The sequence below is a fragment of the Dryocola sharpae genome, assembly GCF_051307055.1.
Classification (GTDB): domain Bacteria; phylum Pseudomonadota; class Gammaproteobacteria; order Enterobacterales; family Enterobacteriaceae; genus Dryocola.
Genome location: NZ_CP149994.1, coordinates 295,888 through 320,827 on the forward strand (window position 1 = coordinate 295,888; position 24,940 = coordinate 320,827).

Annotated in this window: 23 protein-coding genes; 13 read left to right on the forward strand and 10 right to left on the reverse strand. The window is 55.3% G+C overall.

The window, feature by feature from the left end; genetic code table 11:
* Positions 1-98: 98 nt before the first annotated feature.
* The 4 genes from hslO to WLO31_RS01315 are packed head-to-tail and all read right to left on the reverse strand — an operon-like array spanning position 99 to position 4,283.
* Positions 99-977, reverse strand: a complete 879-nt coding sequence (hslO, locus tag WLO31_RS01300; RefSeq protein WP_435928723.1) for an Hsp33 family molecular chaperone HslO — start codon at positions 975-977, stop codon at positions 99-101.
* A 24-nt stretch (positions 978-1,001) separates the two neighbouring features.
* Entirely contained in the window at positions 1,002-1,403 is a 402-nt protein-coding gene (gene hslR / locus WLO31_RS01305) for a ribosome-associated heat shock protein Hsp15 (protein WP_435928724.1), read from the reverse strand.
* Complete coding sequence (yrfG, locus tag WLO31_RS01310) at positions 1,400-2,083, reverse strand: GMP/IMP nucleotidase (RefSeq protein ID WP_435928725.1); 684 nt, start codon at positions 2,081-2,083, stop codon at positions 1,400-1,402. Before yrfG ends, hslR begins: the two co-directional genes overlap by 4 nt.
* Before the next feature lie 58 nt (positions 2,084-2,141).
* Complete coding sequence (locus WLO31_RS01315) at positions 2,142-4,283, reverse strand: intracellular growth attenuator family protein (RefSeq protein ID WP_435928726.1); 2,142 nt, start codon at positions 4,281-4,283, stop codon at positions 2,142-2,144.
* Positions 4,284-4,609: 326 nt separating this feature from the next.
* Between WLO31_RS01315 and nudE the strand changes: the two genes are divergently transcribed.
* Positions 4,610-5,170 carry an ADP compounds hydrolase NudE gene (gene nudE / locus WLO31_RS01320; RefSeq protein WP_435928727.1) on the forward strand — a complete coding sequence of 187 codons (561 nt, stop codon included), beginning with the start codon at positions 4,610-4,612 and terminating at the stop codon, positions 5,168-5,170.
* Positions 5,171-5,209: 39 nt separating this feature from the next.
* Here nudE and mrcA read toward each other — a convergent pair whose 3' ends face one another.
* Positions 5,210-7,762, reverse strand: coding sequence for a peptidoglycan glycosyltransferase/peptidoglycan DD-transpeptidase MrcA (gene mrcA / locus WLO31_RS01325; protein WP_435928729.1), 2,553 nt, complete (start codon positions 7,760-7,762; stop codon positions 5,210-5,212).
* An 80-nt stretch (positions 7,763-7,842) separates the two neighbouring features.
* Between mrcA and pilM the strand changes: the two genes are divergently transcribed.
* From pilM to trpS, 12 genes are all read left to right on the forward strand, one after another.
* Entirely contained in the window at positions 7,843-8,706 is an 864-nt protein-coding gene (gene pilM, locus WLO31_RS01330) for a pilus assembly protein PilM (protein WP_435928730.1), read from the forward strand.
* Positions 8,703-9,239: a PilN domain-containing protein gene (locus tag WLO31_RS01335; protein ID WP_435928731.1), complete on the forward strand. Its 537-nt coding sequence runs from the start codon at positions 8,703-8,705 to the stop codon at positions 9,237-9,239. The genes pilM and WLO31_RS01335 overlap by 4 nt, the downstream gene beginning before the upstream one ends.
* A complete protein-coding gene (locus WLO31_RS01340) occupies positions 9,229-9,702 on the forward strand; it encodes a hypothetical protein (RefSeq protein ID WP_435928732.1) in 474 nt (157 codons plus the stop codon). The genes WLO31_RS01335 and WLO31_RS01340 overlap by 11 nt, the downstream gene beginning before the upstream one ends.
* On the forward strand, positions 9,692-10,078 hold the full coding sequence (locus tag WLO31_RS01345; RefSeq protein WP_435928734.1) for a HofP DNA utilization family protein: 387 nt from the start codon (positions 9,692-9,694) through the stop codon (positions 10,076-10,078). Before WLO31_RS01340 ends, WLO31_RS01345 begins: the two co-directional genes overlap by 11 nt.
* Entirely contained in the window at positions 10,017-11,264 is a 1,248-nt protein-coding gene (gene pilQ / locus WLO31_RS01350) for a type IV pilus secretin PilQ (protein ID WP_435928736.1), read from the forward strand. The genes WLO31_RS01345 and pilQ overlap by 62 nt, the downstream gene beginning before the upstream one ends.
* A 320-nt stretch (positions 11,265-11,584) precedes the next feature.
* Positions 11,585-12,106: a shikimate kinase AroK gene (gene aroK, locus WLO31_RS01355; RefSeq protein WP_121267467.1), complete on the forward strand. Its 522-nt coding sequence runs from the start codon at positions 11,585-11,587 to the stop codon at positions 12,104-12,106.
* 57 nt (positions 12,107-12,163) lie between these two features.
* A complete protein-coding gene (gene aroB, locus WLO31_RS01360) occupies positions 12,164-13,252 on the forward strand; it encodes a 3-dehydroquinate synthase (RefSeq protein ID WP_435928737.1) in 1,089 nt (362 codons plus the stop codon).
* 98 nt (positions 13,253-13,350) lie between these two features.
* The gene (gene damX / locus WLO31_RS01365) at positions 13,351-14,637 is read left to right on the forward strand and encodes a cell division protein DamX (RefSeq protein ID WP_435928739.1); all 1,287 of its coding nucleotides are present in this window, start codon (positions 13,351-13,353) and stop codon (positions 14,635-14,637) included.
* Positions 14,638-14,701: 64 nt separating this feature from the next.
* Positions 14,702-15,517 carry an adenine-specific DNA-methyltransferase gene (gene dam, locus WLO31_RS01370; protein WP_435928741.1) on the forward strand — a complete coding sequence of 272 codons (816 nt, stop codon included), beginning with the start codon at positions 14,702-14,704 and terminating at the stop codon, positions 15,515-15,517.
* Between the two features lie 188 nt (positions 15,518-15,705).
* Entirely contained in the window at positions 15,706-16,383 is a 678-nt protein-coding gene (gene rpe / locus WLO31_RS01375) for a ribulose-phosphate 3-epimerase (RefSeq protein ID WP_435928742.1), read from the forward strand.
* Positions 16,376-17,089, forward strand: coding sequence for a phosphoglycolate phosphatase (locus WLO31_RS01380; RefSeq protein ID WP_435928743.1), 714 nt, complete (start codon positions 16,376-16,378; stop codon positions 17,087-17,089). The genes rpe and WLO31_RS01380 overlap by 8 nt, the downstream gene beginning before the upstream one ends.
* On the forward strand, positions 17,082-18,086 hold the full coding sequence (gene trpS, locus WLO31_RS01385) for a tryptophan--tRNA ligase (protein WP_435928744.1): 1,005 nt from the start codon (positions 17,082-17,084) through the stop codon (positions 18,084-18,086). Before WLO31_RS01380 ends, trpS begins: the two co-directional genes overlap by 8 nt.
* A 41-nt stretch (positions 18,087-18,127) precedes the next feature.
* Here trpS and cysG read toward each other — a convergent pair whose 3' ends face one another.
* The 5 genes from cysG to tsgA all read right to left on the reverse strand — a co-directional run bounded on the left by cysG (position 18,128) and on the right by tsgA (position 24,834).
* A complete protein-coding gene (cysG, locus tag WLO31_RS01390; protein WP_435928745.1) occupies positions 18,128-19,501 on the reverse strand; it encodes a siroheme synthase CysG in 1,374 nt (457 codons plus the stop codon).
* A gap of 13 nt (positions 19,502-19,514) precedes the next feature.
* On the reverse strand, positions 19,515-20,321 hold the full coding sequence (gene nirC / locus WLO31_RS01395; protein WP_435928746.1) for a nitrite transporter NirC: 807 nt from the start codon (positions 20,319-20,321) through the stop codon (positions 19,515-19,517).
* Between the two features lie 143 nt (positions 20,322-20,464).
* Positions 20,465-20,791 (reverse strand): nitrite reductase small subunit NirD, encoded by a 327-nt coding sequence (gene nirD / locus WLO31_RS01400; protein ID WP_435928747.1) that lies wholly within the window; start codon positions 20,789-20,791, stop codon positions 20,465-20,467.
* Positions 20,788-23,337, reverse strand: coding sequence for a nitrite reductase large subunit NirB (nirB, locus tag WLO31_RS01405; RefSeq protein WP_435928749.1), 2,550 nt, complete (start codon positions 23,335-23,337; stop codon positions 20,788-20,790). The genes nirD and nirB overlap by 4 nt, the downstream gene beginning before the upstream one ends.
* A gap of 309 nt (positions 23,338-23,646) precedes the next feature.
* Complete coding sequence (gene tsgA / locus WLO31_RS01410; RefSeq protein ID WP_435928750.1) at positions 23,647-24,834, reverse strand: MFS transporter TsgA; 1,188 nt, start codon at positions 24,832-24,834, stop codon at positions 23,647-23,649.
* Between the last annotated feature and the right edge of the window lie 106 nt (positions 24,835-24,940).

Consider the following 24,940-nt stretch of genomic DNA (forward strand, 5'->3'; position numbering starts at 1 on the left):
GTAATAAACGGAAGCGATGTGATCGAGAGCGCGTTTGTAAGAAAGAGAATGAAAAACCGGAGCGGATAAGCGCGAGCGCCGTCCGCCCCGGGGAGAAATCAATGGAGCTGGGGATCCGCCGGGGAGGCGTTGTTACGAATGGCGGCGATGTCCATCGCATCGAACAGGTAGTGGCTGCCGCAGTAATCACAGTTCATGTCGATTTCGCCCTCTTCGGCGATGATGCTGTCCACTTCTTCGTCCGGCAGGGTTTTCAGCGCGTCGGCACAGCGTTCGCGGGAGCAGGTGCACTTGAACTCAACGGCCTGCGGATCGTAGAGCGTCACCTCTTCTTCGTGATACAGGCGCCACAGCACGTCGTTGGCCTGCAGCGTAAGCAGCTCTTCTGCGGTAATGGTTTCCGTCAGCGCGGCCAGGTGCGTGAAGTCATCAGCCTGTGCATTTTGCGCAGGTAAAACCTGCAGCAGCATGCCGCCCGCGGCCGCCTTGCCTTCAACGTCGCCGGTACGGATAAACAGACGCGTAGGCAGCTGTTCGGAACGCAGGAAGTAATCCTCCAGGCAGTCGGCCAGCGTATCGCCTTCCAGGCCCACAACGCCCTGATAGCGTTCGCCTTCATTCGGCGTGATGGTGATAACCAGATAACCGTTGCCAACCAGGGTTTTCAAATCAGCATCAGCAGGAATATCGCCCTGAACGCGAGCCACGCCGCGCATTTGCTGTTTATTGTTGCCGTTGATCACAGCGAGGGTCATCGGGCCGTCGCCCTGTAGTTGGACGGTGATATCGCCGTCAAACTTCAGGGTTGCCGTCAGCAGGCTAGTCGCGACCAGCAGTTCGCCGAGAATTTTTTTCACCGGCTGCGGATAGTCATGGTTTTCCATGATCTGCTGCCAGGTTTCGGATACCGTTACCAGTTCGCCGCGCACGGCATAGTTTTCAAACAGGTAGCGATGGAGTTGGTCGTGTTGAGCCATAGTTTTCTCTCAGTCAGGCGGCAGCTAGTCGTTGCCACCGTGTTTAAATTTCATCAGATCCCGGCGTTCTTTTTTATCCGGGCGACGGTCCGGGTGCGGCATGGTCAGCGAGTTCATCTTGCGTGACAGCGCCATTTTTTCCCGTTTTTCGATGCTTTCCGCCGTCTCTGCATAAAGCTGCATCGCCTCCGTTGCCGGACGACGCTGCTCGGTTATGCCAAGCACTTTAACCGTCCGTTCATCATTGCCCTGGCGCAGCGTCAGCATGGCGTTCAGCTCAACGATTTTGCTGGGCTTGCTGCGCTGGCCGTTGTAATGCACTTTGCCGCCCTCAATCATTTCCCGGGCCACGGCGCGAGTTTTGTAAAAGCGTGCGGCCCAAAGCCATTTGTCGAGGCGTACGCCTGCGGACGGTTTCTCTTTCATCGCGGCTCCTTAACCCGAAGCGAGGGGATGAGGTGACGATAGTCGTTCAACGCGGGATGACGCAGATAGATTTTGTCCGCCATGCCGGAATCCGGATTGGTGACGCCCAGGCAGTAGCGAATACCAAACTTTGCCGCTGCATCCAGAATCGGCTCGCTGTCATCGATAAATACGGTTCTTGCTTCGTCCAGCCCCGTATGCGCCGCTACAGCCTGCCACAACCGTTGATCTTCTTTCGGATAACCAAATGTGTGGGTGGAAAGCAATAAATCAAGGTGCTGCGCTAAACCGGTGTGTTCAAGTTTTACCGCCAGGTTATAAGGATGCGCGTTTGTCAGCAGTATTCGCCGTTTACCGCAGGCTTTTAACGCATCGAGGAACGGGGCGGTATCTTCACGCAGTACGGCATTTGGCCCCTGAGCGGTGGTCATGGCGCAAATATCCAGCCCAAGCCGGTCGCTCCAGTAATCCAGACAGTACCAGTTTAGCGTATGTTGCACGGCATGATATTCACTGGCAATCAACCGGTGGGCTTCATCCAGTGGGATGCCGCGCTCAAGGCTTACGGTTTCAGGAACCAGCTTCTGCCAGAAGTGGGTATCGAAGGCGAGATCCAGCAGCGTGCCGTCCATATCGAGCAAAACGGTGTCGACATCCTGCCAGGCAATATCAATATGCATGGGTTAAACCTGAGTGGGAGAGAACTACGCGACAGGTTAGCACACTGCCGCGTGAAGTTTAGAACAGCGAACGTACCGCGGGGAGCGGCGCTAAAGACGGATTCATGCAGCTTTCATAGTACTGCTGAATCTGCGCCAGGCGGTTACGGCTGCGGCGATAGCGGCGCAGCGCAAGCATACCGTTTACCGCAAGGCTTACCAGCATGCTGAGGAGCAGCAACGTTGTGGCGATATAGCGCCAGAGGCTGCTGCTGTCCGGAATGCGGTGCAATGTGACATGCTGGGTGCCGTTCGCATCGAAGCTAAGGCCGGTGATAATGCCTTCGGCGCTGAATGGCGTCTGAAGCAGCATATCGGCAAGACGCTGGAACTCACCCCATTGCTGCTGGGCCGGATAGTCGTACAGCGAAACCGGCGGCAGCGGCTGATCGACCAGATCGCTTCCTTCATCGCTGATAATGATAAACCCGCCGGGCGCCGGACTGTTGAGCTTCTGCGCCGCGCGGGAGGTTTCACGGATGAAGAACGGGGCGGTGGATGTGGTCACCAGATTGTCGAGCGATTCGGCGCTGACCGGGCGCAGCAGGACGTTTACGCCGTCGAGTTTGCCCGAATCGGCTCGTTTGATCAGAGAATCCCAGTCTTTGGTATTACCAAGGTTAATCAGCGCGTTTTTCAGCCGCACGCATTCGTCATCGGACGTACAAAGCGCCTGAGTTTTTTGTACGATACCGGCAAAATCGTCCAGCAGCACCATCCCCGATTTCTGAATAGCGGTTCTTAACTGCGGATTTACCTTTGAGTCGTCTTCCGTTTGCGGGTGGATTTGGCCGCTTACGGCCTGAATCAGGGCGATGGCTTTATCCATAATATCTGATTCCGGCAGCGGTAACGGGCGTGCGGTATTCCAGATAATCTGCGAGCAGTCAAACGGCGTAAAAGGGTAGTTCTGTTTGGCCGCGTAGGCGCCTGGCAAATGGATATTGCACATGCCGGTACCTTTAACGCGTAGCGTATCGCCGACGCGCAGCGTGGTTTTATCCAAATCTGCAACGCTTGTGGCTTCGATGGACTGCGCGCCTTTCAGCCAGGAGATGCTTAACTTAAGCGGCATCTCAAGCGGAACCCAGATAGTCAGCATTAACAGCACCATCAGCGCGCCGGTGGCGATCACCAGATTGCGCACCCAGTGCTGGATAGGGAAATTTTTGACCTCATCATGCAGCGACAGAAAACGTCCCTGGCGCACGACGTTGCGGTCCAGATAGATATCGATATCGGTTTCCTGTCCCAGATCCTGCGCCACGTAGGGCTGCCAGTGCGGGGGGTAAACCAGATCGATAATGCCCAGCGAGATGTTGTTGATCTGCTCCTGGTTAGACTCGCCAAATAATCCCCAGCGCTTCGGCGTGCCCCGCAGACAGTGTATTTCGCGTAGCGTATTTTTTGCCGGCGGCGCGAACAGCCCCCACAGGCTTGCCGCCAGCAGCATAACTGCGCCTCCCAGCAGCCACGGCAGCACCACGGGAGGGCTGACCAGGCAAAGAAACAGCATCACGAAGGCGACGCACATAAGAATGGCTTCGCGCAGCCCATCCGGACGGCTCAGTGCGGCTTCTTCAGGCGTCTCCTGGCGAATATTCAGCAGTTCGATTTGCTCGCTTTCTTCACCGCGAATGGATGCCTGGCTGCCGGTGGTGCGTTCCAGCGCAAAGCCCCGGCTTTCGCTGTTATCTTCATTTAGCGTGTGGCCGTTAAGCGAGATCACCAGCGGGACGGTTTCAGTACGGATCAGCTCAACGTTATTGTCGTTAGTGATGTACTGCTCCCAGAAAGGCGGCAGATGAACTTCAACAGAATCAAGGTAGTAGCGCCATTTATTGGCATCGTCAGTCGTCAGGCCGTAGCGGGTGATGGAGCGGGTCAGAGAAAGAACCGTATTACTTTGCGCATTGAGGACCAGCCTTACCGGCGCGGTACTGGCGCCAGAAGGGCCGACGATATCCTGCGTACGGGTTAGCGTCTCAATGTAGTTTTCAATAGCCGAGCGTTCTTCGGCGGTTAACTTGCGCGAAGTTGCTCCGGTAAACGATTGAGCGTGCGGCACACGGGCACGCAGCCTCAGGCTGCGCCAGACCAACCATCCGGCAATCAATACGCAGGCCAGCATAGCAGCTAAAAGAAGTAATAAGGTGCTCATGCTTTCCCCATCAAATAATCGTTTTCTTATTCAAGCGCAGCAAATTGCACCCCTGAAAAAATGTTATGGGTGTAAGAGTTGTTATCGGCAGGTATGAACAAGAACTTGAGACATATTTATAAGGGCACATCCTGCGGTAAAGTGATGTTAGCAAAGCGACTTCCTGGTAAATATCAGCAAATTCCTATTTCAAAGCCCTCTGTTGATATATAGGCCGGACGCGATGTGGAAGTTACAAAAATGTAAATAATAACCAATGTGCATTGCGCGAGATGTGCGGCATACCGCACAATAGCGCTCTGTCTTCACTGTCAAATCCAGCCACGATGAGCAAATCCTTACAAAAACCGACTATTTTACATGTGGAAACCGTGGCCCGTTCACGTCTGTTTAATGTCGAAACGGTGGACCTGGAGTTTAGCAACGGCGTGCGGCGCGTCTATGAACGTATGCGCCCCTCTTCCCGGGAAGCGGTAATGATAATCCCCATTGTGGACGATCATGTGATCCTGATCCGTGAATACGCCGTGGGCACAGAATCTTATGAGCTTGGCTTTTCTAAAGGATTAATCGATCCGGGGGAAACCGTGTTTGAAGCGGCGAACCGCGAGCTGAAGGAAGAGGTCGGCTTCGGTGCAAATGAGCTGACCTTCCTTAAAAAGCTCACCATGGCGCCCTCTTATTTCTCCAGCAAAATGAATATCGTGGTTGCTGAAAATCTCTATCCTGAGTCTCTGGAAGGTGACGAGCCGGAAGAGCTGCCGCAGGTTCGCTGGCCGCTGGCGTCGCTAATGGATTTGCTGGATGAGGACGATTTCAGCGAGGCGCGTAACGTCAGCGCGCTGTTCCTGGTCAGGGAATGGCTAAAAGAGCAGGGACGTTTATAGCATGCATAAAAAAAGCCCTTCTTTTGAAGGGCTTTTTTATCAGAACAGCTCGTGCTCTTCGCCGTTATCAATAATCGTGGTTCCCACCTCATGCACCGCCTGCTGCGTCGGCTGCGTGCCCTCAATGAAATACTCTTCACGGCTGTTGCCGCCGTTGGCCAACTGGCCGGTGCTGCGGTCGATATTCACCGTCACGATGCCCGGCGGCGGCGTGACTGGCTCCTCAGGCACGCCGTCCAGCGCCACTTTCATGAAATCGTCCCATGCCGGCTGGGCGCTTTTGGCCCCGCCTTCATAGCCTGAAATCTGATCCTTAATCGCGCCGCTTGCCGAGGTGCGCCCGAGATTGCGGCGATGATCGTCAAAGCCTATCCATACGGAGGTCACAACGCCGGGACCGTAACCTGAGAACCACGCATCTTTGGAGCTGTTGGTGGTACCGGTTTTGCCGCCGATGTCGCGACGTTTCAAATCGCGTCCGGCGCGCCAGCCTGTACCCTGCCAGCCCGGTTCGCCATAGATATTGGAGTTAAGCGCGCTTTTTATCAGGAAAGAGAGCGGTGTGTTAATCACATGCGGCGCGTATTCCGGCGCGGTCGTTTGGGCAACCAGACCGCTGTTTGCCTGTTCCAGCTTTGGCATGGGCACGCTGGAGTTTTGCTGTTCCCGAGAAACCGCCACGTCTTCAACGTTCTGATTCTCCAGCACGTCAGACTTCTGCGTTTCGCCATAAATCACCGGCAAATCACACTCGGCGCAGGCGATTTTTGGCTTCGCTTCGAAAATAGTCTGACCGCTGTCGTCAACGATTTTGGTAATAAAGTACGGATCCACCAGGAAGCCGCCGTTCGCCATCACCGAGTAACCGCGCGCAACCTGCATCGGCGTGAATGACGCGGAGCCCAGCGCTAAAGATTCGGTATGCACAATGTTCTGAGCCGGGAAGCCGAAACGCTGTAAATACTCTGCGGCGTAATCCACGCCCATTGCGCGCATTGCACGCACCATCACCACGTTTTTCGACTGGCCCAGGCCCTGGCGCAGGCGAATCGGCCCGGCATATTCTGGCGGTGAGTTTTTAGGACGCCAGTCGGAACCGGCGCCTGCATCCCAGCGCGAGATAGGCACATCGTTGAGAATACTTGCCAGGGTTAGCCCTTTGTCCATCGCGGCGGTATAGAGGAACGGCTTAATATTCGAACCGACCTGGCGCAGCGCCTGGGTGGCCCGGTTAAATTTGCTTTGGTTAAAGTCGAACCCGCCGACCAGAGCCAGTACCGCACCGTCGCGTGGATTGATAGAAACCAGTGCGGAGTTCACATCCGGAACCTGGCCCAGCCACCATGCGTCATCAACTTTGCGTACCCAAATCTGCTGCCCTGTCTGAATCACATCGGTGACTTTGCGCGGGGTCGGCCCCTGCGAGGTATCAGAGCGATACGGACGCGCCCAGCGTACGCCGCTCATGCCCAGCGACACTGAGGTACCGTCCGCCAGCAGAGCGGTTGCTTCGGTTGGATTCGCACCGGTGACAACCGCCGGGAACAGCGGGCCATAAACCGGCAGGTTCTTCAGGGAGTCGATAATTTTTTTCTCATCCCAGGCGCTTTCACCCACCTTCCACAGCACGTTGGACGGGCCGCGATAGCCGTGGCGCATATCGTAAGCCATCACGTTGTTACGGACCGCCTGCTGCGCCCCCTGCTGGATCCTGCGGGTGACGGTGGTGTAAACCTTATAACCTTCTTCGTAGGCTTTATCGCCGTAGCGGCCTACCAGATCCTGACGCACCAGCTCTGAAAGATAGGGCGCTGAGAAGGCGATTTCCGGCGCGTGATAGTTCGCAACGATGGGCTGGCTGCTGGCTTCATCGTACTGCGCCTGCGTAATGTAGTTTTCACTCAGCATACGAGAGAGCACGACATTACGACGGGAGGTTGCTCTTTGTAAGGAATACAGCGGGTTAAAGGTTGAAGGCGCTTTTGGCAAACCGGCAATAACCGCCATTTCGCTAAGCGTAAGCCTATCGATCGTTTTACCGAAATAAACCTGTGCCGCAGCGCCAACGCCGTAGGCGCGGTAGCCGAGGTAAATTTTGTTCAGGTAGAGCTCAAGGATCTCATCTTTGCTCAGCAGCTGCTCAATACGTATCGCCAGGAACGCTTCCTTAATCTTACGCATCATGGTGCGTTCCGGGCTCAGGAAGAAATTACGCGCCAGCTGCTGAGTAATGGTGCTTGCGCCCTGCGAAGCATGGCCCGAGAACAGCGCAACGCTTGCCGCACGGAAAATCCCAACCGGATCAACGCCGTGATGCTCATAAAAACGGCTGTCTTCGGTGGCGATAAATGCTTTCACCATTTCGGGGGGGATCTGGTTCAGCGTCAAAGGGATGCGACGTTTTTCGCCGTATTGGGCAATCAGTTCCCCGTCAGCGCTGTAGACCTGCATTGGAATCTGCAGCCGCACATCTTTTAGCGTGGCGACGTCAGGCAGCTGCGGTTCTATAAATTTGTATAGCCCGTAAATCGAGCCGGCTCCCAGCAGAATGCAACAGACTGCAAGGATTAATAAATACTTTACGAACTTCACCTTAAATTTCCCATTAGGTTTCCACTGGGCAGTTTATAAACAAACGCGCGGTAGTATAAAGGCAAGCCAGAAGCTTTGATATGCCAAATTCGCAAGCAAAGGATACGGAGATCGTCATTATGGTTATCGGCACCTGGCAAATAGGCCTGGAAATTCAACACCAAACGCTGCGCGCGGTGGCCGTGCAGCGTCAGCGTCAGGGATGGCAGCTACGCCGCTGGTGGCTTCTGCCCCTGCCGGAAAACACCCTTCGGGAGGGCGTTGTGCGCTCGCCGGAAAGCCTGCTGAAAGTGCTGGAGCAGTGGCGGCGCGAACTGCCGCTGCGCCATCAGCTTCGCGTCGCGTTTCCGAGCCAGCGCACCCTGCAACGCCCTGTGCCAGCGCCGGATAAACGCCTGCAGGAACCGGCTCGTGAAAGCTATCTTGCCGCTTCCGCCGCAAGGCAGCTGCAGATGTCGCCTGCTCAGCTGAACTGGGATTACACGGTACTACCACAGGACCCGGCTCAATTACGGGTCATCGCCGCCCGCCACAGTGAAGTTCAGGGGCTGCTCGCATGCCTTGCGAAGCAGCGCCTGTTTCCCGCAACGCTGACCCCCGGCGCAAGCGTGCTTCCCGTTCTTGGCAGCTTATGCAGCCCGTCTGCACCGCGTTTTCTGGTGCACCGGGAGTGCGATCACTGGCTTTGGGCAACCTCCAGCGACGATCCGAGCTGGGGATGGGTGGATGCCCGGCAGGCGCAGACGTTTGCTGATTTATGCCAGCAGCTGGCAGCCGAGCCACAGGAGGTTGCATTCAGCAGCGCGACGGCGGAGCCTCTGCCGCCGGGTGCGCTGCCATTAGATGCCTGGCGCGCGCTGGTTCGGCTGCAGCCGCCGTTGCCGCAGCATGGAGGAAGCTTTACCGTGGCGATTGGGCTGGCAACAGGACGGGTCAGCCGATGAGGCCTTTTATCAATCTGCTGCCGTGGAGGCAGCAATATCGCCAGCGGCAGCTACGCTACTGGCGTTTGCTGGCCGCCGGATGCGCGCTTTCGGTGGCGCTGGCGGCGAGCGCCGGGCCTGCTTTGCTTGCGTGGCAGCAGGATCGGCAACGCATACAGGCCGACTATCTGTCGCAGCTCCGCGCCCTGTTGCAGCGCAAACATCAGCAGGCGCAGCTGCTTGCGAAGCGGCAAAAATTGCAAAAAGCGCGCGAAGCACAACGGCTGTCGGTACGCGAGTGGGAACAGCGGCTTACCCGGCTGGCCAGCCTGATGCCCGCGAGCGTCTGGCTTACATCTCTTTCCGTGAAAAATGGGCAGGCAGTTATTCACGGCAAGGCGGAAAAGCCAGAGGACGTTCGGCTGATGGAGCAAAATCTACGGCAGCTTCCCGGTATTGTTGCGGTGGCGGCGGAGGGCATTCAACGTAACGCCAGCAGCTCGCTGGCCTTTACTTTTACTTTTGTAGCTGCGGAGGTGGGTCATGCTGACTGAACGCTGGCTGACCGTTCCCCGCTGGGTGAGATACGCGAGCCTTGCCGCCGTTAACGGCGCAGCAATCGCTTTTATCGCGTGCTTCTTTATCCAGCCTCAGCAGGCGCAGATTAAGGCATCCTTACTTAATAATCAGCAGGAGAGCAGAAAAATCTCTCTGCTGCGCCACAGCATTGTCTCTTTGGTTTTATCAACCCGCGAAGCCGCTCAGCGTACTGACGCCACGCTGCTGGAGGCATTTTCAGCGATGGAGCTTGTCCATCACAGCGGAGGAAAGCTTGAAAAATGGCAGCCCGAGAGCAAGCCAGCGATGCTGGAGATGCTGCTGCCATGGGAAAAACTCCCTTCCTTATTTGCCCGTTTAGCTGCCTGCCGTGCCGTTGTGCTGCAAGGTTTTATCGTCGAACCAAAAGGCGAGCTGCTCAGGCTGGCTTTGTCGGTGGGCTTCGTCGATGAACCCTAATTTTCTGCTGGTTCTGCTGTTGGTGGTTCAGACGGTTTCTTCCATGCCCCGCAACCCCTTTCAGCCGCTGCTTTCACCCTGTGATGCCCTGTTTAACCAGCTGGCGCAGTGGACGCTTCATGGTGTGATTAGCTCTGATAAAGGTGCGGTCAGCGTAATGCGCGATGCGCAGAAAAACTGGCGTCGTATTACGCGCGGGATGGAGATAGCGCCGGGCGTGCGGGTCCTTGAAATCAGCCAACGGCGTTTATCCGTAACGGTGCCCGCCGCATGCGGGCAGCCTTTTTACTCATGGAAAATAGAAGGAAAAAAATATGGCATGGATGCGTACGTTCTTTCTGCTGATAGCCTGGCCATCGGTAAGCCTCGCGGATAAAGGCGTATCGCTGGTACTGGATAACGCGCCGGTGACCCAGGTTTTACAGGCGCTGGCAGAAAACCAGAACGTCAATCTGCTGATAGCGCCGGGCGTGGAGGGCGTTGTGTCACTCCATCTACAAAACATTCCCCTGAAGCAGGCTTTTCAACTGGTGCTGAAAACAGCGGAGTTAACGCAGCTTCGCGAAGGCAACGTTCTGCAGATCGTACCGAAAGCGAAGCTTCAGCAACAGCAGGCGGTGCAGGAGGAACAGCGGAAGCAGCAGGCGCTAAAACAGCCGTTGCTGAACCAGGTCTTTTCCCCGGCTCATGCCGATGCTGGCGAGTTAGCCGCATCGCTTAAAGCCGCGGGGGAAAAACTTTTAAGCCCGCGCGGAAGCTTCACCGTGGATAAACGTACTAATCGTCTCATCGTGCGGGATAACAAGCCCGCGCTGAAACAGATAGCCGGCTGGATGAAAGAGATGGATCTCCCCATGGGACAAGTTGAAATCGCGGCGCATATTGTCACGATTAACCAGAACAAACTGCATGAGCTGGGCGTGAAGTGGAACCTGGCGCAGGGCGGCAAGGGAGGCGCTGCCCCTCGTTTTGCGGATCTGGCGGCAGATGTATCTGTGGGCGCCGCGACGGCGCGAGCCGGCTTTAACATTGCGCGTATCGACGGGCGAATGCTTGAGATGGAATTATCCGCCCTTGAGCAACAGCAGCAGCTTGAAATTATCGCCAGCCCCCGGCTGATGGCTGCCCATCAGCAGCCAGCCAGTATCAAACAGGGCACGGAGATCCCCTATCAGGTGTCCAGCGGGGAGGGTGGAGTAACCTCCGTAGAATTTAAAGAAGCGGTACTGGGTATGGAAGTGACGCCGACCATCCAGGCGCAGGATAACATCCGTTTAAAATTGCGAATCAGCCAGAATATGCCGGGACGCAGCATTGAGCAGGCCAATGGCGAAGCGCTGGCAATAGACAAGCAGGAGATTGAAACCGTCGTGTCGGTGAAAAACGGTGAAACGCTCGCGTTAGGGGGCATCTTTCAGCAGCATAGTAAAGATAGTCGTGACAACGTTCCTCTGCTGAGCGGCATTCCGCTGCTTGGCGGCCTGTTTCGCCACGATGCAAAAGACAGTCAGCGTCGTGAACTGGTGGTTTTTATTACTCCCCGACTTATCCCGATTCCGTAGCTTTTTCTAAAGCAGCCGAAGGATTTTTCTTGTAATCGTAGCTCAGGTGTTTGACGGCAGAGAGGAATTAGCTTACAAGGTGTACCGTTTCGAGAAGCAGGGTAATGTTTTCCTGCGGCCGATAAAGCTGATTTATACTTTTCATCCCTCACCTGAGGCGTTGAGTGATTTAATCGGTTGCCAAACTACCTTGAGTGTTGAGATAATTTTTAGTCTGATTCTCGAACTCACGCTTATGAGGTTTCAGTTCATGTCCCGCCGCAGCAGGTTGTTAACGGGTGGGTTTATCATCAACGAATTGTCTTAGTAGTACCGAAAAAATGGCAGAGAAACGCAATATCTTTCTGGTTGGGCCTATGGGTGCCGGCAAAAGCACTATTGGGCGTCAGTTAGCTCAGCAACTCAATATGGAATTTTTCGATTCTGATCAAGAGATTGAGAAACGTACCGGAGCTGATGTGGGCTGGGTATTCGACGTTGAAGGCGAAGAAGGCTTCCGCGATCGCGAAGAAAAAATCATCAATGAACTCACTGAAAAACAGGGCATTGTGCTGGCGACCGGTGGCGGCTCTGTGAAGTCTCGCGAAACCCGTAATCGTCTCTCGGCCCGTGGCGTTGTGGTTTATCTTGAAACCACGATTGAGAAGCAGCTTGCCCGCACCCAGCGCGATAAAAAGCGTCCGTTGCTGCAGGTTGAGACGCCACCTCGTGAAGTTCTTGAGGCCCTGGCACAGGAACGCAATCCTCTTTACGAAGAGATTGCCGATGTGACGATTCGCACTGACGACCAAAGTGCCAAAGTGGTTGCTAACCAGATTATTCATATGTTGGAAAGCAATTGATTCTGGCTTAATCGAGACACGCCTGCGGGCAAAGCTTCTTAAGGTGGACTTCGCGTTATGGAGAGGTTAACTGTTACTCTCGGGGAACGTAGTTACCCTATCACCATCGCTGCCGGGTTATTTAATGACTCGGCGTCCTTTTGGCCGCTGAAAGCTGGCGATCAAACGATGCTGGTGACTAACGAAACCCTTGCGCCACTTTACCTGGAGAAGGTTCGTGGTTTGCTTGAGCAGGCGGGCGTTAAAGTCGATACCGTCATCCTGCCGGATGGCGAAAAATTCAAAAGCCTTGCTGTACTCGATACCGTCTTTACGGCACTGCTGGAAAAACCGCACGGTCGCGACACGACGTTAATCGCCCTTGGCGGCGGCGTTGTCGGCGATCTGACCGGCTTTGCAGCAGCGAGCTATCAGCGCGGCGTACGCTTTATTCAGGTTCCCACCACCTTGCTTTCGCAGGTGGACTCCTCCGTTGGCGGCAAAACAGCCGTTAACCATCCCCTCGGTAAAAATATGATTGGCGCGTTCTACCAGCCTGCTTCAGTGGTGGTAGATCTCGACTGTCTGAATACCTTACCGAAACGGGAGCTGGCATCGGGCCTGGCGGAAGTTATCAAATACGGCATTATCCTTGATGCGGCGTTCTTTAGCTGGCTTGAGGATAATCTCGATGCTTTATTAGCGCTGGACGGCAAAGCGATGGCGTACTGCATTCGCCGCTGTTGCGAGCTGAAAGCGGAAGTTGTGGCCGCCGACGAGCGCGAAAGCGGCTTACGTGCTTTACTCAATCTGGGCCATACCTTTGGTCATGCGATTGAAGCCGAAATGGGCTACGGCAACTGGTTGCATGGCGAAGCCGTTTCAGCCGGTATGGTGATGGCCGCACGTACGGCGTTTCGTCTGGGACAGTTCAGTGAAGCCGATGTGCAGCGTGTCATTACGTTGCTGCAACGTGCCGGGTTGCCCGTCAACGGGCCGCGGGAAATGTCAGCAGACGCATATATGCCCCACATGATGCGTGATAAGAAAGTCCTGGGGGGCGAGCTGCGACTTGTGCTGCCGCAGGCTTTAGGGAAGAGTGAAGTGCGTGGTGGAGTGCCACACGATGTCGTTCTGACAGCCATCGCTGATTGTCAGCAGGCTTAACTATTAGAAATGACTGGTCGCCGCAAGCGGGCGATTTTTAACTTCGGGTGACGTGCAAAGTACGTATCGCTGGCATAAGCCTTTGAGTGGGGTGTTAAATGGATGAATTCAAACCGGAAGACGAGCTGAAACCCGATCCCAGCGATCGTCGTCGGGATCGTTCACGCAATTCTGACGAGTTCGATAACGAACCGCAGATCAACGTCGATGACGTTGACATTGATGCTGATGAGCCTCGTTCTTCGCGTTCACGTCGTCCTCGCGACGAAGCAGAATATGAAGGTGACGATAGCCTGAAGGCTGAAGCCGTTGAGCGTCGTCCCGCGCGCGGGCGAAAAAAAGCGCCGCAACAAAAAGTGCCTGTCTCTCGTCAGCATCTGATGATGGGAATTGGCATTCTGGTGCTGCTGCTGCTCATTATTGGTATTGGTTCCGCGCTCAAATCGCCTTCAACCGACACGGAAACCGCCAATAAAAATCCAAATGCGGAAAAGAGTATCGATCTTTCCGGCACCAATGATTCCGTTGCCAATCAGGCGAATGGTGCTCAGCCGCAGCCCGGCGATGCCACCGTTGCAAATCAGACCGCTAACGCTGAGCAGCAGCCGCAGGAAGTGAATTTACCTCCTGTTTCTTCTACCCCAACCGAAGCGCAAACGCAGCCAACCCCGGCAGGGCAGCAGCGTTTAGAAGTTCCGGGCGATCTGAACAATGCGCTGACCGCGCAGCAGGGCCAGATCGATAGCGCGGCAAACGGTTCTACTCTGCCAACACAGCCCGCTACGGTTGCACGTGTGGCGGGTGACAACAACGCCTCTGCGCCGAGCCAGGCAGCTTCAAATAACGAGCCCGTTCGTCAGCCAGCCACGCGTCCGGAGCGTAAAAAAGTGGTGATTGAGCCGCACAAAGCTCAGCCAGCACAAACTAAACCTCAGGCGACGGCGAAAACTACCGTCGCGGAGCCAAAACCGGTTACGACCGCCAAACGTAGCGAACCTGCAGCAACGGCTCCGGTTAAAGAACCTGTTAAAGCGCCTGCGGCAACAGCGGCACCGAAAGCGACAGCCAGCGCTCCAGCGGCGGGTGGCGCAACGGTGGCTGGCGATGCAGGTGCAATCAAAGGTGCGCCTGGAAGCCATTACACGCTGCAGCTTAGCTCCTCTTCTAACGGCGCAAACCTGAACGCATGGGCGAAGAAAGAGAAGCTGCAACATTATATGGTGTACCAGACCGTGCGTAACGGTCAGCCATGGTATGTGCTGGTAAGCGGCGTATACGCCAGCAAAGACGAGGCGAAACGTGCCGTTTCAACGCTGCCGGCTGACGTACAGGCGAAGAATCCATGGGCAAAACCCATTCATCAGGTTCAGTCCGATCTGAAGTGATGAACAAGCGCAGTCGCTGTCGGAACCTTTCCACAGCTGGAGAAGGTGTAAATAGTTAGACAGCATGAAAAAAAATCGCGCTTTTCTGAAATGGGCAGGGGGCAAATACCCCCTGCTTGACGACATAAAGAAGTATCTGCCAGAAGGCGACTGCCTGATTGAGCCGTTCGTTGGCGCAGGCTCCGTCTTTCTGAACACTGACTATTCACGCTATATCCTCGCGGATATCAACAGCGATCTGATTAATCTGTACAACATTGTCAAAGCGCGTACCGACGAGTATGTTCGGGAAGCCCGCGGCCTGTTTACGCCCGAGCTTAACGACAGTGAAGCTTTCTATCGTTTTCGCGCCGAATTTAATCAGTGCAGCGACGCGTTTCGTCGTGCCGTGCTGTTTTTATACCTTAACCGCCACTGTTACAACGGCCTGTGCCGTTATAACCTGCGCGGTGAATTCAACGTGCCGTTCGGCCGCTACAGCAAGCCCTACTTCCCCGAAGAGGAACTGCACCATTTTGCCGAGCGGGCACAGCACGCTACCTTTATCTGTCAGTCGTATGATGTCAGCATGACGGATGTTGCCGCAGGCTCGGTGGTGTATTGCGACCCGCCGTACGCCCCGTTATCCGCCACGGCAAATTTCACGGCTTACCATACCGACAGCTTTAGTATGGTGCAGCAGCAGCATCTGGCAGAGCTGGCCGAAAACCTGCAAAGGCGTGGCGTTCCGGTGCTGATCTCGAATCATGATACGGCGCTGACCAAGCTGTGGTATCAGCAGGCGAAGCTGCATAGGCTGCAGGTAAGACGCAGCATCAGCAGAAATGGCGGAACGCGTAACAAGGTGGACGAACTGCTGGCGCTCTACGGCGTAGCCTGAGCCGTTTCGTTCGCCGCAAAAATGAAATGCTATTGAAATTGCTGATAAAAAAGAGAAAGCTTGGGTTTGTCTTCTTTGTGGTGAGTAGCCGAAAATCAATGCGTTGATTTTCCATTTTATTCTTCTGGTGAGAAACTTTCGTCTCGCAAGCGCATGAGATTTGTCATCAGTCTGTATTGGAGAAGCGGATGAAACAGTATTTGATTGCCCCCTCAATCCTCTCTGCCGATTTTGCCCGTCTGGGCGAAGAGACGGCCAAAGTGCTGGCCGCAGGCAGCGACGTCGTCCATTTCGATGTTATGGATAACCACTATGTTCCGAATTTAACCATTGGACCGATGGTGCTGAAATCTCTGCGCGATTACGGCATCACCGCGCCGATTGACGTGCACCTGATGGTTAAGCCTGTCGATCGCATCATTCCGGATTTCGCCGAAGCGGGTGCCAGCATCATCACCTTCCATCCGGAAGCCTCTGAGCATGTTGACCGTTCCCTGCAGCTGATTAAAGAGCACGGCTGTAAAGCAGGCCTGGTATTTAATCCGGCAACGTCGCTTAGCTGGCTGGATCATGTGATGGATAAACTGGACGTCATTTTGCTGATGTCTGTAAACCCGGGCTTCGGCGGGCAGTCTTTCATCCCGCATACGCTGGAAAAACTGCGCCAGGTGCGCGAGCGCATTGATGCCTCCGGTTACGATATCCGTCTTGAAGTCGATGGCGGCGTGAAAGTCGATAATATTGCGGAGATTGCCGCGGCGGGCGCGGATATGTTTGTCGCCGGCTCGGCTATTTTCAGTCAGCCTGATTATAAAACGGTCATCGATCGCATGCGCGATGAACTGGCAAAGGTAAGCCATGAATAAGTTTGAAAAAATTCGCGCTGTCGCCTTCGATCTGGACGGCACGCTGGTGGATACGGCGCTGGGCTTAAGCCAGGCGATGGATCAGGCGCTGTACGCGCTTGAATTGCCTGCGGCCGGTGAAGAGAACGTTGAAAAATGGATTGGCAACGGTGCGGATGTGCTGGTTCAGCGCGCGCTGACCTGGGCGTTAAAAGGCCAGGAGCCGCAGTTCGATCAGTGCCTGATGGCGCGCAAACTCTTTGATAGTTTCTATGCGCAGACGGTCGATAAAGGCAGCTTCCTGTTCCCGGGCGTCGCAAGCACGCTGGCGGTTCTGGCAGAAAAAGGTCTGCCAATGGGGCTGGTAACCAATAAGCCGACGCCGTTTGTGATGCCGCTGCTTGAGAAGCTGGGCATCGCAGAATATTTCCAGCTGGTTATCGGCGGCGACGATGTGGAAAACAAAAAGCCGCACCCGGAGCCGCTGTTCAGGGTTATGGAAAAGCTAAACCTGAGCGCAGAAGAGCTGCTGTTTGTGGGCGATTCCCGCAATGATATTCTTGCAGCAAAGGCTGCGGGCTGCCCCTGCGTCGGCATGACCTACGGCTACAACTATGGTGAAGCTATTGAACTGAGCAAACCGGACGTCGTGTTTGATAAGTTCAGCGACTTATTGCCCGCTCTCGGGCTCCCTTGCAAAGAGAATCAGGAATCAGAACATGAGTAAGCCCATCGTATTTAGCGGCGCACAGCCTTCAGGTGAATTGACCATCGGTAACTACATGGGTGCGCTGCGTCAGTGGGTCCACATGCAAGACGATTACCACTGCATTTACTGCATCGTTGACCAGCACGCGATCACCGTGCGTCAGGATGCGGCCGCGCTGCGCAAAGCGACGCTCGACACGCTGGCGCTCTATCTGGCTTGCGGCATCGATCCGGCCAAAAGCACCATTTTCGTTCAGTCTCACGTGCCTGAACATGCGCAGCTAAGCTGGGTGCTGAACTGCTATACCTATTTCGGCGAGCTGAGCCGCATGACGCAGTTCAAGGATAAATCATCGCGCTACGCTGAAAATATCAACGCCGGTTTGTTCGACTATCCGGTATTGATGGCGGCCGATATCCTGCTCTACCAGACCAATCTGGTACCGGTAGGTGAAGACCAGAAACAGCATCTGGAGCTGAGCCGTGATATCGCCGCGCGCTTTAACGCGCTGTATGGCGAGGTGTTCAAAGTGCCGGAGCCGTTTATTCCTAAGTCCGGCGCGCGCGTGATGTCCCTGCTGGAACCGACCCGGAAAATGTCCAAATCTGACGATAACCGCAATAACGTTATCGGTCTGCTGGAAGACCCGAAATCCGTCGTGAAGAAACTTAAACGCGCGGTAACAGATTCCGACGAGCCGCCTGTGGTGCGCTACGACGTGGTAAACAAAGCCGGGGTTTCCAACCTGCTGGATATTATGGCTGGCGTAACCGGCAAGACTATCCCGGAACTTGAGCAGCATTTTGCCGGCAAAATGTATGGTCATCTGAAGGGTGACGTAGCGGACGCCGTTTCAGGCATGCTGACCGAACTCCAGGAGCGTTATAACCGCTATCGCAATGACGAAGCTTTCCTGCATCAGGTGATGAAGGACGGCGCCGAAAAAGCACGCTCTCACGCCAGCGCAACGCTGAAAAAAGTGTACGAAGTGATTGGCTTTGTCGCTCAGCCTTGAGGCGAGAGCAACAAAAAAGGAGGCGAAAGCCTCCTTTTTTATTAGTGATTTGAGAACCAGTTCAGCTTGTCGCGCAGCGCGACCACGCGTCCGACAATAATCAGCGCCGGGCTTTCAACCTGCGTTGCCAGCTCGCCAAGCTCGCTCAGCGTGCCGCTGACCACGCGCTGTTTTACAGCGGTGCCATTTTCCACCAGCGCTACCGGCATATCGGCAGGCATGCCATGACCGATCAGGTTCTGCTGAATGGCTGGTGCCTGGTTCAGGCCCATATAAAACACCAGCGTTTGCTTCTCCGCCGCCAGGTTTTCCCAGTCCAGCTCGCCGCCGGTTTTCAGGTGCCCGGTGACCAGACGTACGCTTTGCGCGTAGTCACGGTGCGTTAACGGAATGCCGGAATAAGCGGAGCAGCCTGATGCAGCGGTGATGCCCGGCACTACGGAGAAGGGAATTCCGCCGTTACACAGCGTTTCCAGCTCTTCGCCGCCGCGGCCAAAGATAAAGGGATCGCCGCCTTTCAGGCGCACCACGCGCTTACCTTTCTGGGCCTCGCGCAGCAGGATCTGGTTAATTTCTTCCTGCGGTACGCAGTGGAAACCCGCACGCTTACCGACAAATACCCGATCCGCGTCGCGACGCACAAGATTCATTATGTCATCGGAGACCAGGCGGTCATAAACGACGACGTCGGCCTGCTGAATCTGTTGCAGCCCTTTGAGCGTTAATAATCCTGCATCCCCTGGCCCCGCGCCTACCAATACCACTTCACCGCGATGATCGAGCGAGGTGGCGAACATAGATTCGGTTTCCTGGTCGATAGCTTTTCGATCCTCGTTTGCCAGGTACTGCGCCAGCCGATCGTTGGTGAAAAACTTTTCCCAGAAGCGACGGCGTTCGCCCATGGTGGCAAACTTTGATTTTACTCGCCCACGCAGCGTACCTGCGTAGCCGGCGATTTTGCCAAGATGCAGCGGCAGAATGGATTCGAGCTTTTCCCGCAGCAGACGCGCCAGCACCGGGGAAGTGCCGCCGGAAGAGACGGCGACCATCAGCGGCGAACGGTCGATAATTGACGGCATGATAAAGCTGGCTTGCTTAGGCGCGTCGACCACGTTGCAGAAGATACGGCGGGATTCGCATGTATCGCTGACCTGCTGATTCACCTCGTCGTTATCGGTCGCGGCAATCGCCAGCCAGCAGGTATCCAGCAGGGAAGGAGAGAACTCGCCCTGTTCAAGAGTAAGCATGCTCTGTTCCGCCCACACTTTGAACTGCGGCGTGAAGTCCAGGGCATTCACGGTGACGTGGGCACCTGCCTCCATCAATAAACGTGCTTTACGCTCTGCGACATCGCCGCCGCCAACCAGCAGGCAGGCGCGATCTCTTAACTGACAAAATATGGGCAGGTGATCCACGTGCGGTCCTCAATTATTGGCGTACAGTCTCAGGCGCAGCGATTCGCTCTGGCTGTGGGCGTTCGGCTTTTGGCGTAGCATACCAATAACCCAGACCCATGAATACTACGCCGGAAAGGGTATTCCCGAGCGTTACCCAAAGCAGGTTGTGGCCGATTCCGGCCAGCGTATAAGCATCGCTATGGTGGCCAAACCAGGAGAGGGCAAACAGCGTCATATTGGCAATGGAGTGTTCATAGCCGGATGCGATAAACGCCAGCAGACACCACCAGATAGCGATAAATTTTGCCGCGCCTTCGGTACGGATCGCCATCCAGATCGCCAGACAAACCAGCCAGTTACACAGCGCGCCCTTGAAGAACAGTGTCATTGCCGGCGCGGTGGTTTTAGCCAGCGCCACGGTGTGGACGATGCTGGTATCAACCGGCAGCAGGCTGCCGCCGCCCCAGCTATACAGCAGCGCGACAAACACTGAACCTAACAGGTTGCCAGCCCAGGTCTGTGGCAAAATAGCCCACATTTGTCCCTGAGAAATAGTCCCCGCTTTCACGCCGAGGGTCAGAAACATGGTGTGGCCGGTGAACAGCTCGGAGCCTGCGATGATAACCAGCGTCAGGGCGATGCCGAAGGTAGCACCCATAACCAGTGGACGAATGGAAGGATCGAGCAGGTTTCCGAGGGTGAAGATAAGGATGATGCCAAGGCCGACATAAGCCCCTGCCATTGCGGAACTGACCCAAAAGCCGAGCGGATTGTTTTTCGACAGCCGGGCAATACGCGCGGCATTCGCCGCACACTTATTAATGGTATCGGTGAACATTTTTGTTATCCCAAATAGATGAAAATTAAAATTAAGAAATGAGCATGGATTTCCGCCCTCACCCTGAGAGGGGATCGCCGGAGAAGCCTTATTGACTTTCTCCCTCTCCCAGGGGGAGAGGGCCGGAGTGAGGGCGGTTATTATTAAGCTTTGACCTGAACCATGCCGTCCTGAACGCGCGCTGCAAAGTGTGCGACGGAGTGGCTTTCGTCTTCCATGCACAGTCCGTCACGCAGACGGAAACGCTGTTTTTTCAGCGGGCTGGCAACCCACAGTTCGTTCTGGTGCTCGGCTATCAGGCCGCGAGACAGCACGCTCGCCTGGAAAAAGGGATCGACGTTGCTGATGGCGAAAATCTGCTCGTCATGACGCGGGCGGAAAATCGCAATCTGCCGATCGCCCAGCAGGGCGCAAACGCCGGTTGCGGGCAGGATATCATTTAACTGACAAACGGTAGTCCACTGGCTCATACGATTTCCTCCGCTTCTACCATTGTGACCGGGATACGCTCATACGGCGTGGCCGGGCGATGCTGCTCACGTTCCGGAACAATCTGCACGTTCGGGTCGCGCTGCGGGCTGTTGATAAAGTGTTTGAAGCGAACCTGGGCTTCCGGGGTGTTCACCGTTTCGGTCCACTCGCAGATCACTTTCTCGCGCAGACGCGTCAGTTCAGCTTCAAGCTGGGCATTCAGGCCCAGTTTGTCTTCGATGATGACTTTTTTGAGGTATTCGATACCGCCTTCCAGGTTTTCCAGCCAGGAGGCGGTACGGGTCAGCTTGTCCGCCGTACGGATATAGAACATCATGAAGCGGTCGAGGTACTTAATAACGGTGTCGCGATCCAGGTCCGCAGCCAGCAGATCCGCATGACGCGGTTTCATGCCGCCGTTGCCGCATACGTACAGGTTCCAGCCTTTCTCGGTGGCGATAATGCCCACGTCTTTGCCCTGCGCTTCCGCACATTCACGGGTGCAGCCGGAAACGCCAAACTTCATTTTGTGCGGGGTACGGATGCCTTTGTAACGGTTTTCCAGCTCAACGCCGAAGCCTACGCTATCGCCCACGCCGTAACGACACCAGGTGCTGCCTACGCAGGTTTTCGCCATGCGCAGCGCTTTGGCGTAGGCATGACCGGTTTCAAAGCCTGCTTCAATCAGCTGACGCCAGATTTCCGGCAGATCGTCTTTCTGCGCGCCGAACAGGCCGATACGCTGAGAGCCGGTAATTTTGGTGTAAAGATTATATTCACGTGCGATGCGGCCAACGACCATCAGCCCTTCCGGCGTGATTTCGCCGCCGGCGGAACGTGGGATCACCGAGTAGGTGCCGTCTTTCTGGATATTGCCCAGGAAGTTATCGTTGGTATCCTGCAGCGGAGCGTGCTGCGGTTCGAGCACATAATCGTTCCAGCAGGAGGCCAGCAGGGAGCCTACGGTTGGCTTACAGATTTCGCAGCCGTAGCCTTTGCCGTATTTGGTCAGCAGTTCGTCGAAGGATTTAATGCCTTCCACGCGGATCAGATGGTAAAGCTCCTGGCGGGAGAAGGCGAAGTGCTCGCACAGGTTATTGTTTACTTCGATGCCCTGTTTCGCCAGCTCGGCGTTCAGCACCTGAGTGACCAGCGGAATACAGCCGCCGCAGCCGGTGCCGGCTTTGGTTTCTGTTTTCAGCGCCGCAACGGTGTGACAGCCTTTGTTGATGGCGCTAATCAGGTCGCCTTTGGTGACGTCAAAGCAGGAACAGATCTGCGCGGTATCCGGCAGTTTGTCTACGCCGATGGATGGTTTGCCGCTGCCTGCGTGAGAAGGCAGGATCAGCGCGTCAGGGTTTTCCGGCAGTTCAATGGCGTTCAGCACAAGCTGCAGCAGGTTGCCGTAATCGCTGGTGTCGCCAACCAGCACCGCGCCCAGCAGGGTTTTGTTGTCTTCGCTGACCACCAGACGTTTATAAACTTCTTTGCTTTCGTCGAGGTAGACGTAGCTGCGGGCGTTCGGCGTGCGAGCGTGCGCATCGCCAATTCCGCCCACGTCCACGCCCAGCAGCTTCAGCTTGGCGCTCATGTCCGCGCCTTCAAAGGCGTTTTCGCTGCCCAGCAGATGATCGGCCGTGACCTGCGCCATTTTGTAACCTGGGGCTACCAGACCGTACACCCGATTGTTCCAGCTTGCGCATTCGCCGATGGCGTAGATATCAGGATCGGAGGTCTGGCAGCTGTCGTTGATGGCGATACCGCCGCGCTGCGCGGTGGCCAGGCCACACTGGGTAGCCAGCTTATCGCGTGGACGGATACCGGTTGAGAAAACGATAAAGTCGATTTCAAGCTCGCTGCCGTCAGCAAAACGCATAGTCTTACGCGCTTCTTTCCCTTCCTGAACGATCTCCAGGGTGTTTTTGCTGGTGTGCACGCGCACGCCCATGCTTTCGATTTTGTTGCATAACTGCTCGCCGCCCATGTGGTCAAGCTGTTCTGCCATCAGCATTGGCGCGAATTCGATAACGTGGGTTTCCACGCCAAGGTTTTTCAGGGCGCCTGCCGCTTCCAGACCCAGCAGGCCGCCGCCGACGACGGCGCCGCGTTTGCTGCGACGCGCGCAGGCTTCGATGGCGTTCAGATCTTCGATGGTACGGTAGACGAAGCAGTCCTGGGTTTCGGAGCCTTTAATAGGCGGGATCCACGGGTAAGAACCTGTCGCCATAACCAGTTTGTCGTAATACACGGTACGGCCGGTATTAGAGTGGATCACTTTTTCCTGGCGATTAATGGTGATGGCGCGTTCGCCCACCAGCACATTAATGCCGTGTTTCTCATAGAAGCCTTCGCGAACCAGAGATAACTCTTCAGCGGTATGGTGAGAAAAATAGGAAGAGAGATGCACGCGGTCATAGGCTTTGCGCGGCTCTTCACAAAAGACGGTAATGTCAAACTGGCCGGGCTGGGCTTTATCAAGGAGGTCCTCAATAAAGCGATGGCCGACCATGCCATTGCCGATGATTGCGATTTTGACTTTGCTCATAATTGCCTCAATTTCTTTTCTATTACCGCCTACCTTAACGATTCAGCAAAGGCGATTATTGATGTAAATCAATTTCGCCTTTATATACCCCTTAAGGGGTATATGGTTGATTTGAGGGGATTTTTCTAAGTTGTGGAATTGGTTGGTTTTTCGCCAGCAGGGTAAAATTCGGCTCGATCGGGCAGATCAGGCTATCAGCCCAGAACAGGGCATTGTAAAGGCGGTAAAGGGCCGGAAATGAGTCAGCATCCGCGGCTAAAACGTGGTTGAAGCTAAACCCTCTCTCCGGCGGGAGAGAGGGCGGCAAACTTAGTGAGCGGCAGCCGCTGCGTTATGCTGGCGGTGTCTGGTCACCAGGCCGAGCAACACGCACATCACAAAGACGACGGCATACAAACCGTTTGCCGTTTGCAGCGCCGCATGCGGGCCGCTGTGGGCGACAATCGGGCCGGTAACCACGAAGGTCAGCATGGTACCGATGGTGCCGCAGGTCAGGACGAAGTTAACCAGTTTCGGCGAAGCGATTTTAGTTTGCAGCGAACCAAGCGTAATAATGGTGGTATAAATTGCGCTGGAGAAGAAGCCCAGAGCCAGGATGAACCACGCCAGGTGCGCTGGTTCGCCGGTGTTGAACAGATACATCAGCACTGTCGCTGCGCCCGCCAGCACCATCAGGATACGCTGCAGATCGAAGAAGCGCAGAATGAAGCTGAAAATCCACATGCCGACCATGTACGACATCCAGAAGTCGCTTACCAGTTTGCCCGCATCGTTAATGTTCATGCCCAGGCTTTTAGCGTATTCCGGCACCCACGAGATGAAGCCCAACTGGCCGAGGATGTAGCACAGAGCCGCGACAGCGAGAAACAGCACGCCGATACCCCATTTTTCTTTCGCGACCGGCTGAGCGTCATCTTGTTTCGCGTGTTTGCCCAGCGCCGGGAATTCACAACCCAGCGTCAGCAGGAAGATAGCAACGTACACCAGACCGATGCAGACATAGACCCAGTACCAGTTGATGCTGCGCGCCAGAAGGATCGCGGCAATCATGGGGAAGATCATCCCCGCCATGCTGAAGAAGGAGTCGGTAAACAGCAGGCGTGAACCGCGCTGACGGCCTTCATACATATGGGTAATGAGGAAGGTGCCAATCGACATGGTGATCCCGCTGACCAGACCCAGGACAAACATGGAAGCGGAGAAGATAGTCAGGTTATGGCCCAGAATCAGCCCGGCTACGGCCAGGAGCATCAGCAGGAAGCCAAAGCGTAACTGGGTCTTCAGCGGCACGATTTCCATCAGCCAGGCGTTCAGGAAGATTGAGATCAGGATACCAGCGTTCAGGAAGGTGAAGGTGTTACTCATGCTGGAAACGGGCAGCTGGAAATATTCTGCGATGTTCCCCATCACCATTCCGGTGACAATCACCAGCGCACCGGTCAGGGCGTAGGAGAAAAAGCTGATCCATAGCAGCTTGGTACGGTTGCTGTTAGTCATATCTTGCCTGTGAATAGAAGTGTAAAGCGCATTGACAGCGCCGTGAGCAAGTGAATTTTAGCCGTGAACGTGATCTATTTAAACATTCAATGCAATTATGTTTATA

Bases quoted from the DNA above. Each gene is read 5' to 3' on its own strand.
- aroB (WP_435928737.1), top strand. From the start codon at position 12,164: ATGGAGAGGTTAACTGTTACTCTCGGGGAACGTAGTTACCCTATCACC.
- pilM (WP_435928730.1), top strand. From the start codon at position 7,843: ATGCCAAATTCGCAAGCAAAGGATACGGAGATCGTCATTATGGTTATC.
- nirC (WP_435928746.1), bottom strand. From the start codon at position 20,321: ATGTTCACCGATACCATTAATAAGTGTGCGGCGAATGCCGCGCGTATT.
- WLO31_RS01315 (WP_435928726.1), bottom strand. From the start codon at position 4,283: ATGAGCACCTTATTACTTCTTTTAGCTGCTATGCTGGCCTGCGTATTG.
- nirB (WP_435928749.1), bottom strand. From the start codon at position 23,337: ATGAGCAAAGTCAAAATCGCAATCATCGGCAATGGCATGGTCGGCCAT.
- yrfG (WP_435928725.1), bottom strand. From the start codon at position 2,083: ATGCATATTGATATTGCCTGGCAGGATGTCGACACCGTTTTGCTCGAT.
- nirD (WP_435928747.1), bottom strand. From the start codon at position 20,791: ATGAGCCAGTGGACTACCGTTTGTCAGTTAAATGATATCCTGCCCGCA.
- damX (WP_435928739.1), top strand. From the start codon at position 13,351: ATGGATGAATTCAAACCGGAAGACGAGCTGAAACCCGATCCCAGCGAT.
- hslO (WP_435928723.1), bottom strand. From the start codon at position 977: ATGGCTCAACACGACCAACTCCATCGCTACCTGTTTGAAAACTATGCC.
- aroK (WP_121267467.1), top strand. From the start codon at position 11,585: ATGGCAGAGAAACGCAATATCTTTCTGGTTGGGCCTATGGGTGCCGGC.
- dam (WP_435928741.1), top strand. From the start codon at position 14,702: ATGAAAAAAAATCGCGCTTTTCTGAAATGGGCAGGGGGCAAATACCCC.
- hslR (WP_435928724.1), bottom strand. From the start codon at position 1,403: ATGAAAGAGAAACCGTCCGCAGGCGTACGCCTCGACAAATGGCTTTGG.
- WLO31_RS01335 (WP_435928731.1), top strand. From the start codon at position 8,703: ATGAGGCCTTTTATCAATCTGCTGCCGTGGAGGCAGCAATATCGCCAG.
- tsgA (WP_435928750.1), bottom strand. From the start codon at position 24,834: ATGACTAACAGCAACCGTACCAAGCTGCTATGGATCAGCTTTTTCTCC.
- WLO31_RS01380 (WP_435928743.1), top strand. From the start codon at position 16,376: ATGAATAAGTTTGAAAAAATTCGCGCTGTCGCCTTCGATCTGGACGGC.
- pilQ (WP_435928736.1), top strand. From the start codon at position 10,017: ATGGCATGGATGCGTACGTTCTTTCTGCTGATAGCCTGGCCATCGGTA.
- rpe (WP_435928742.1), top strand. From the start codon at position 15,706: ATGAAACAGTATTTGATTGCCCCCTCAATCCTCTCTGCCGATTTTGCC.
- WLO31_RS01340 (WP_435928732.1), top strand. From the start codon at position 9,229: ATGCTGACTGAACGCTGGCTGACCGTTCCCCGCTGGGTGAGATACGCG.
- trpS (WP_435928744.1), top strand. From the start codon at position 17,082: ATGAGTAAGCCCATCGTATTTAGCGGCGCACAGCCTTCAGGTGAATTG.
- WLO31_RS01345 (WP_435928734.1), top strand. From the start codon at position 9,692: ATGAACCCTAATTTTCTGCTGGTTCTGCTGTTGGTGGTTCAGACGGTT.
- nudE (WP_435928727.1), top strand. From the start codon at position 4,610: ATGAGCAAATCCTTACAAAAACCGACTATTTTACATGTGGAAACCGTG.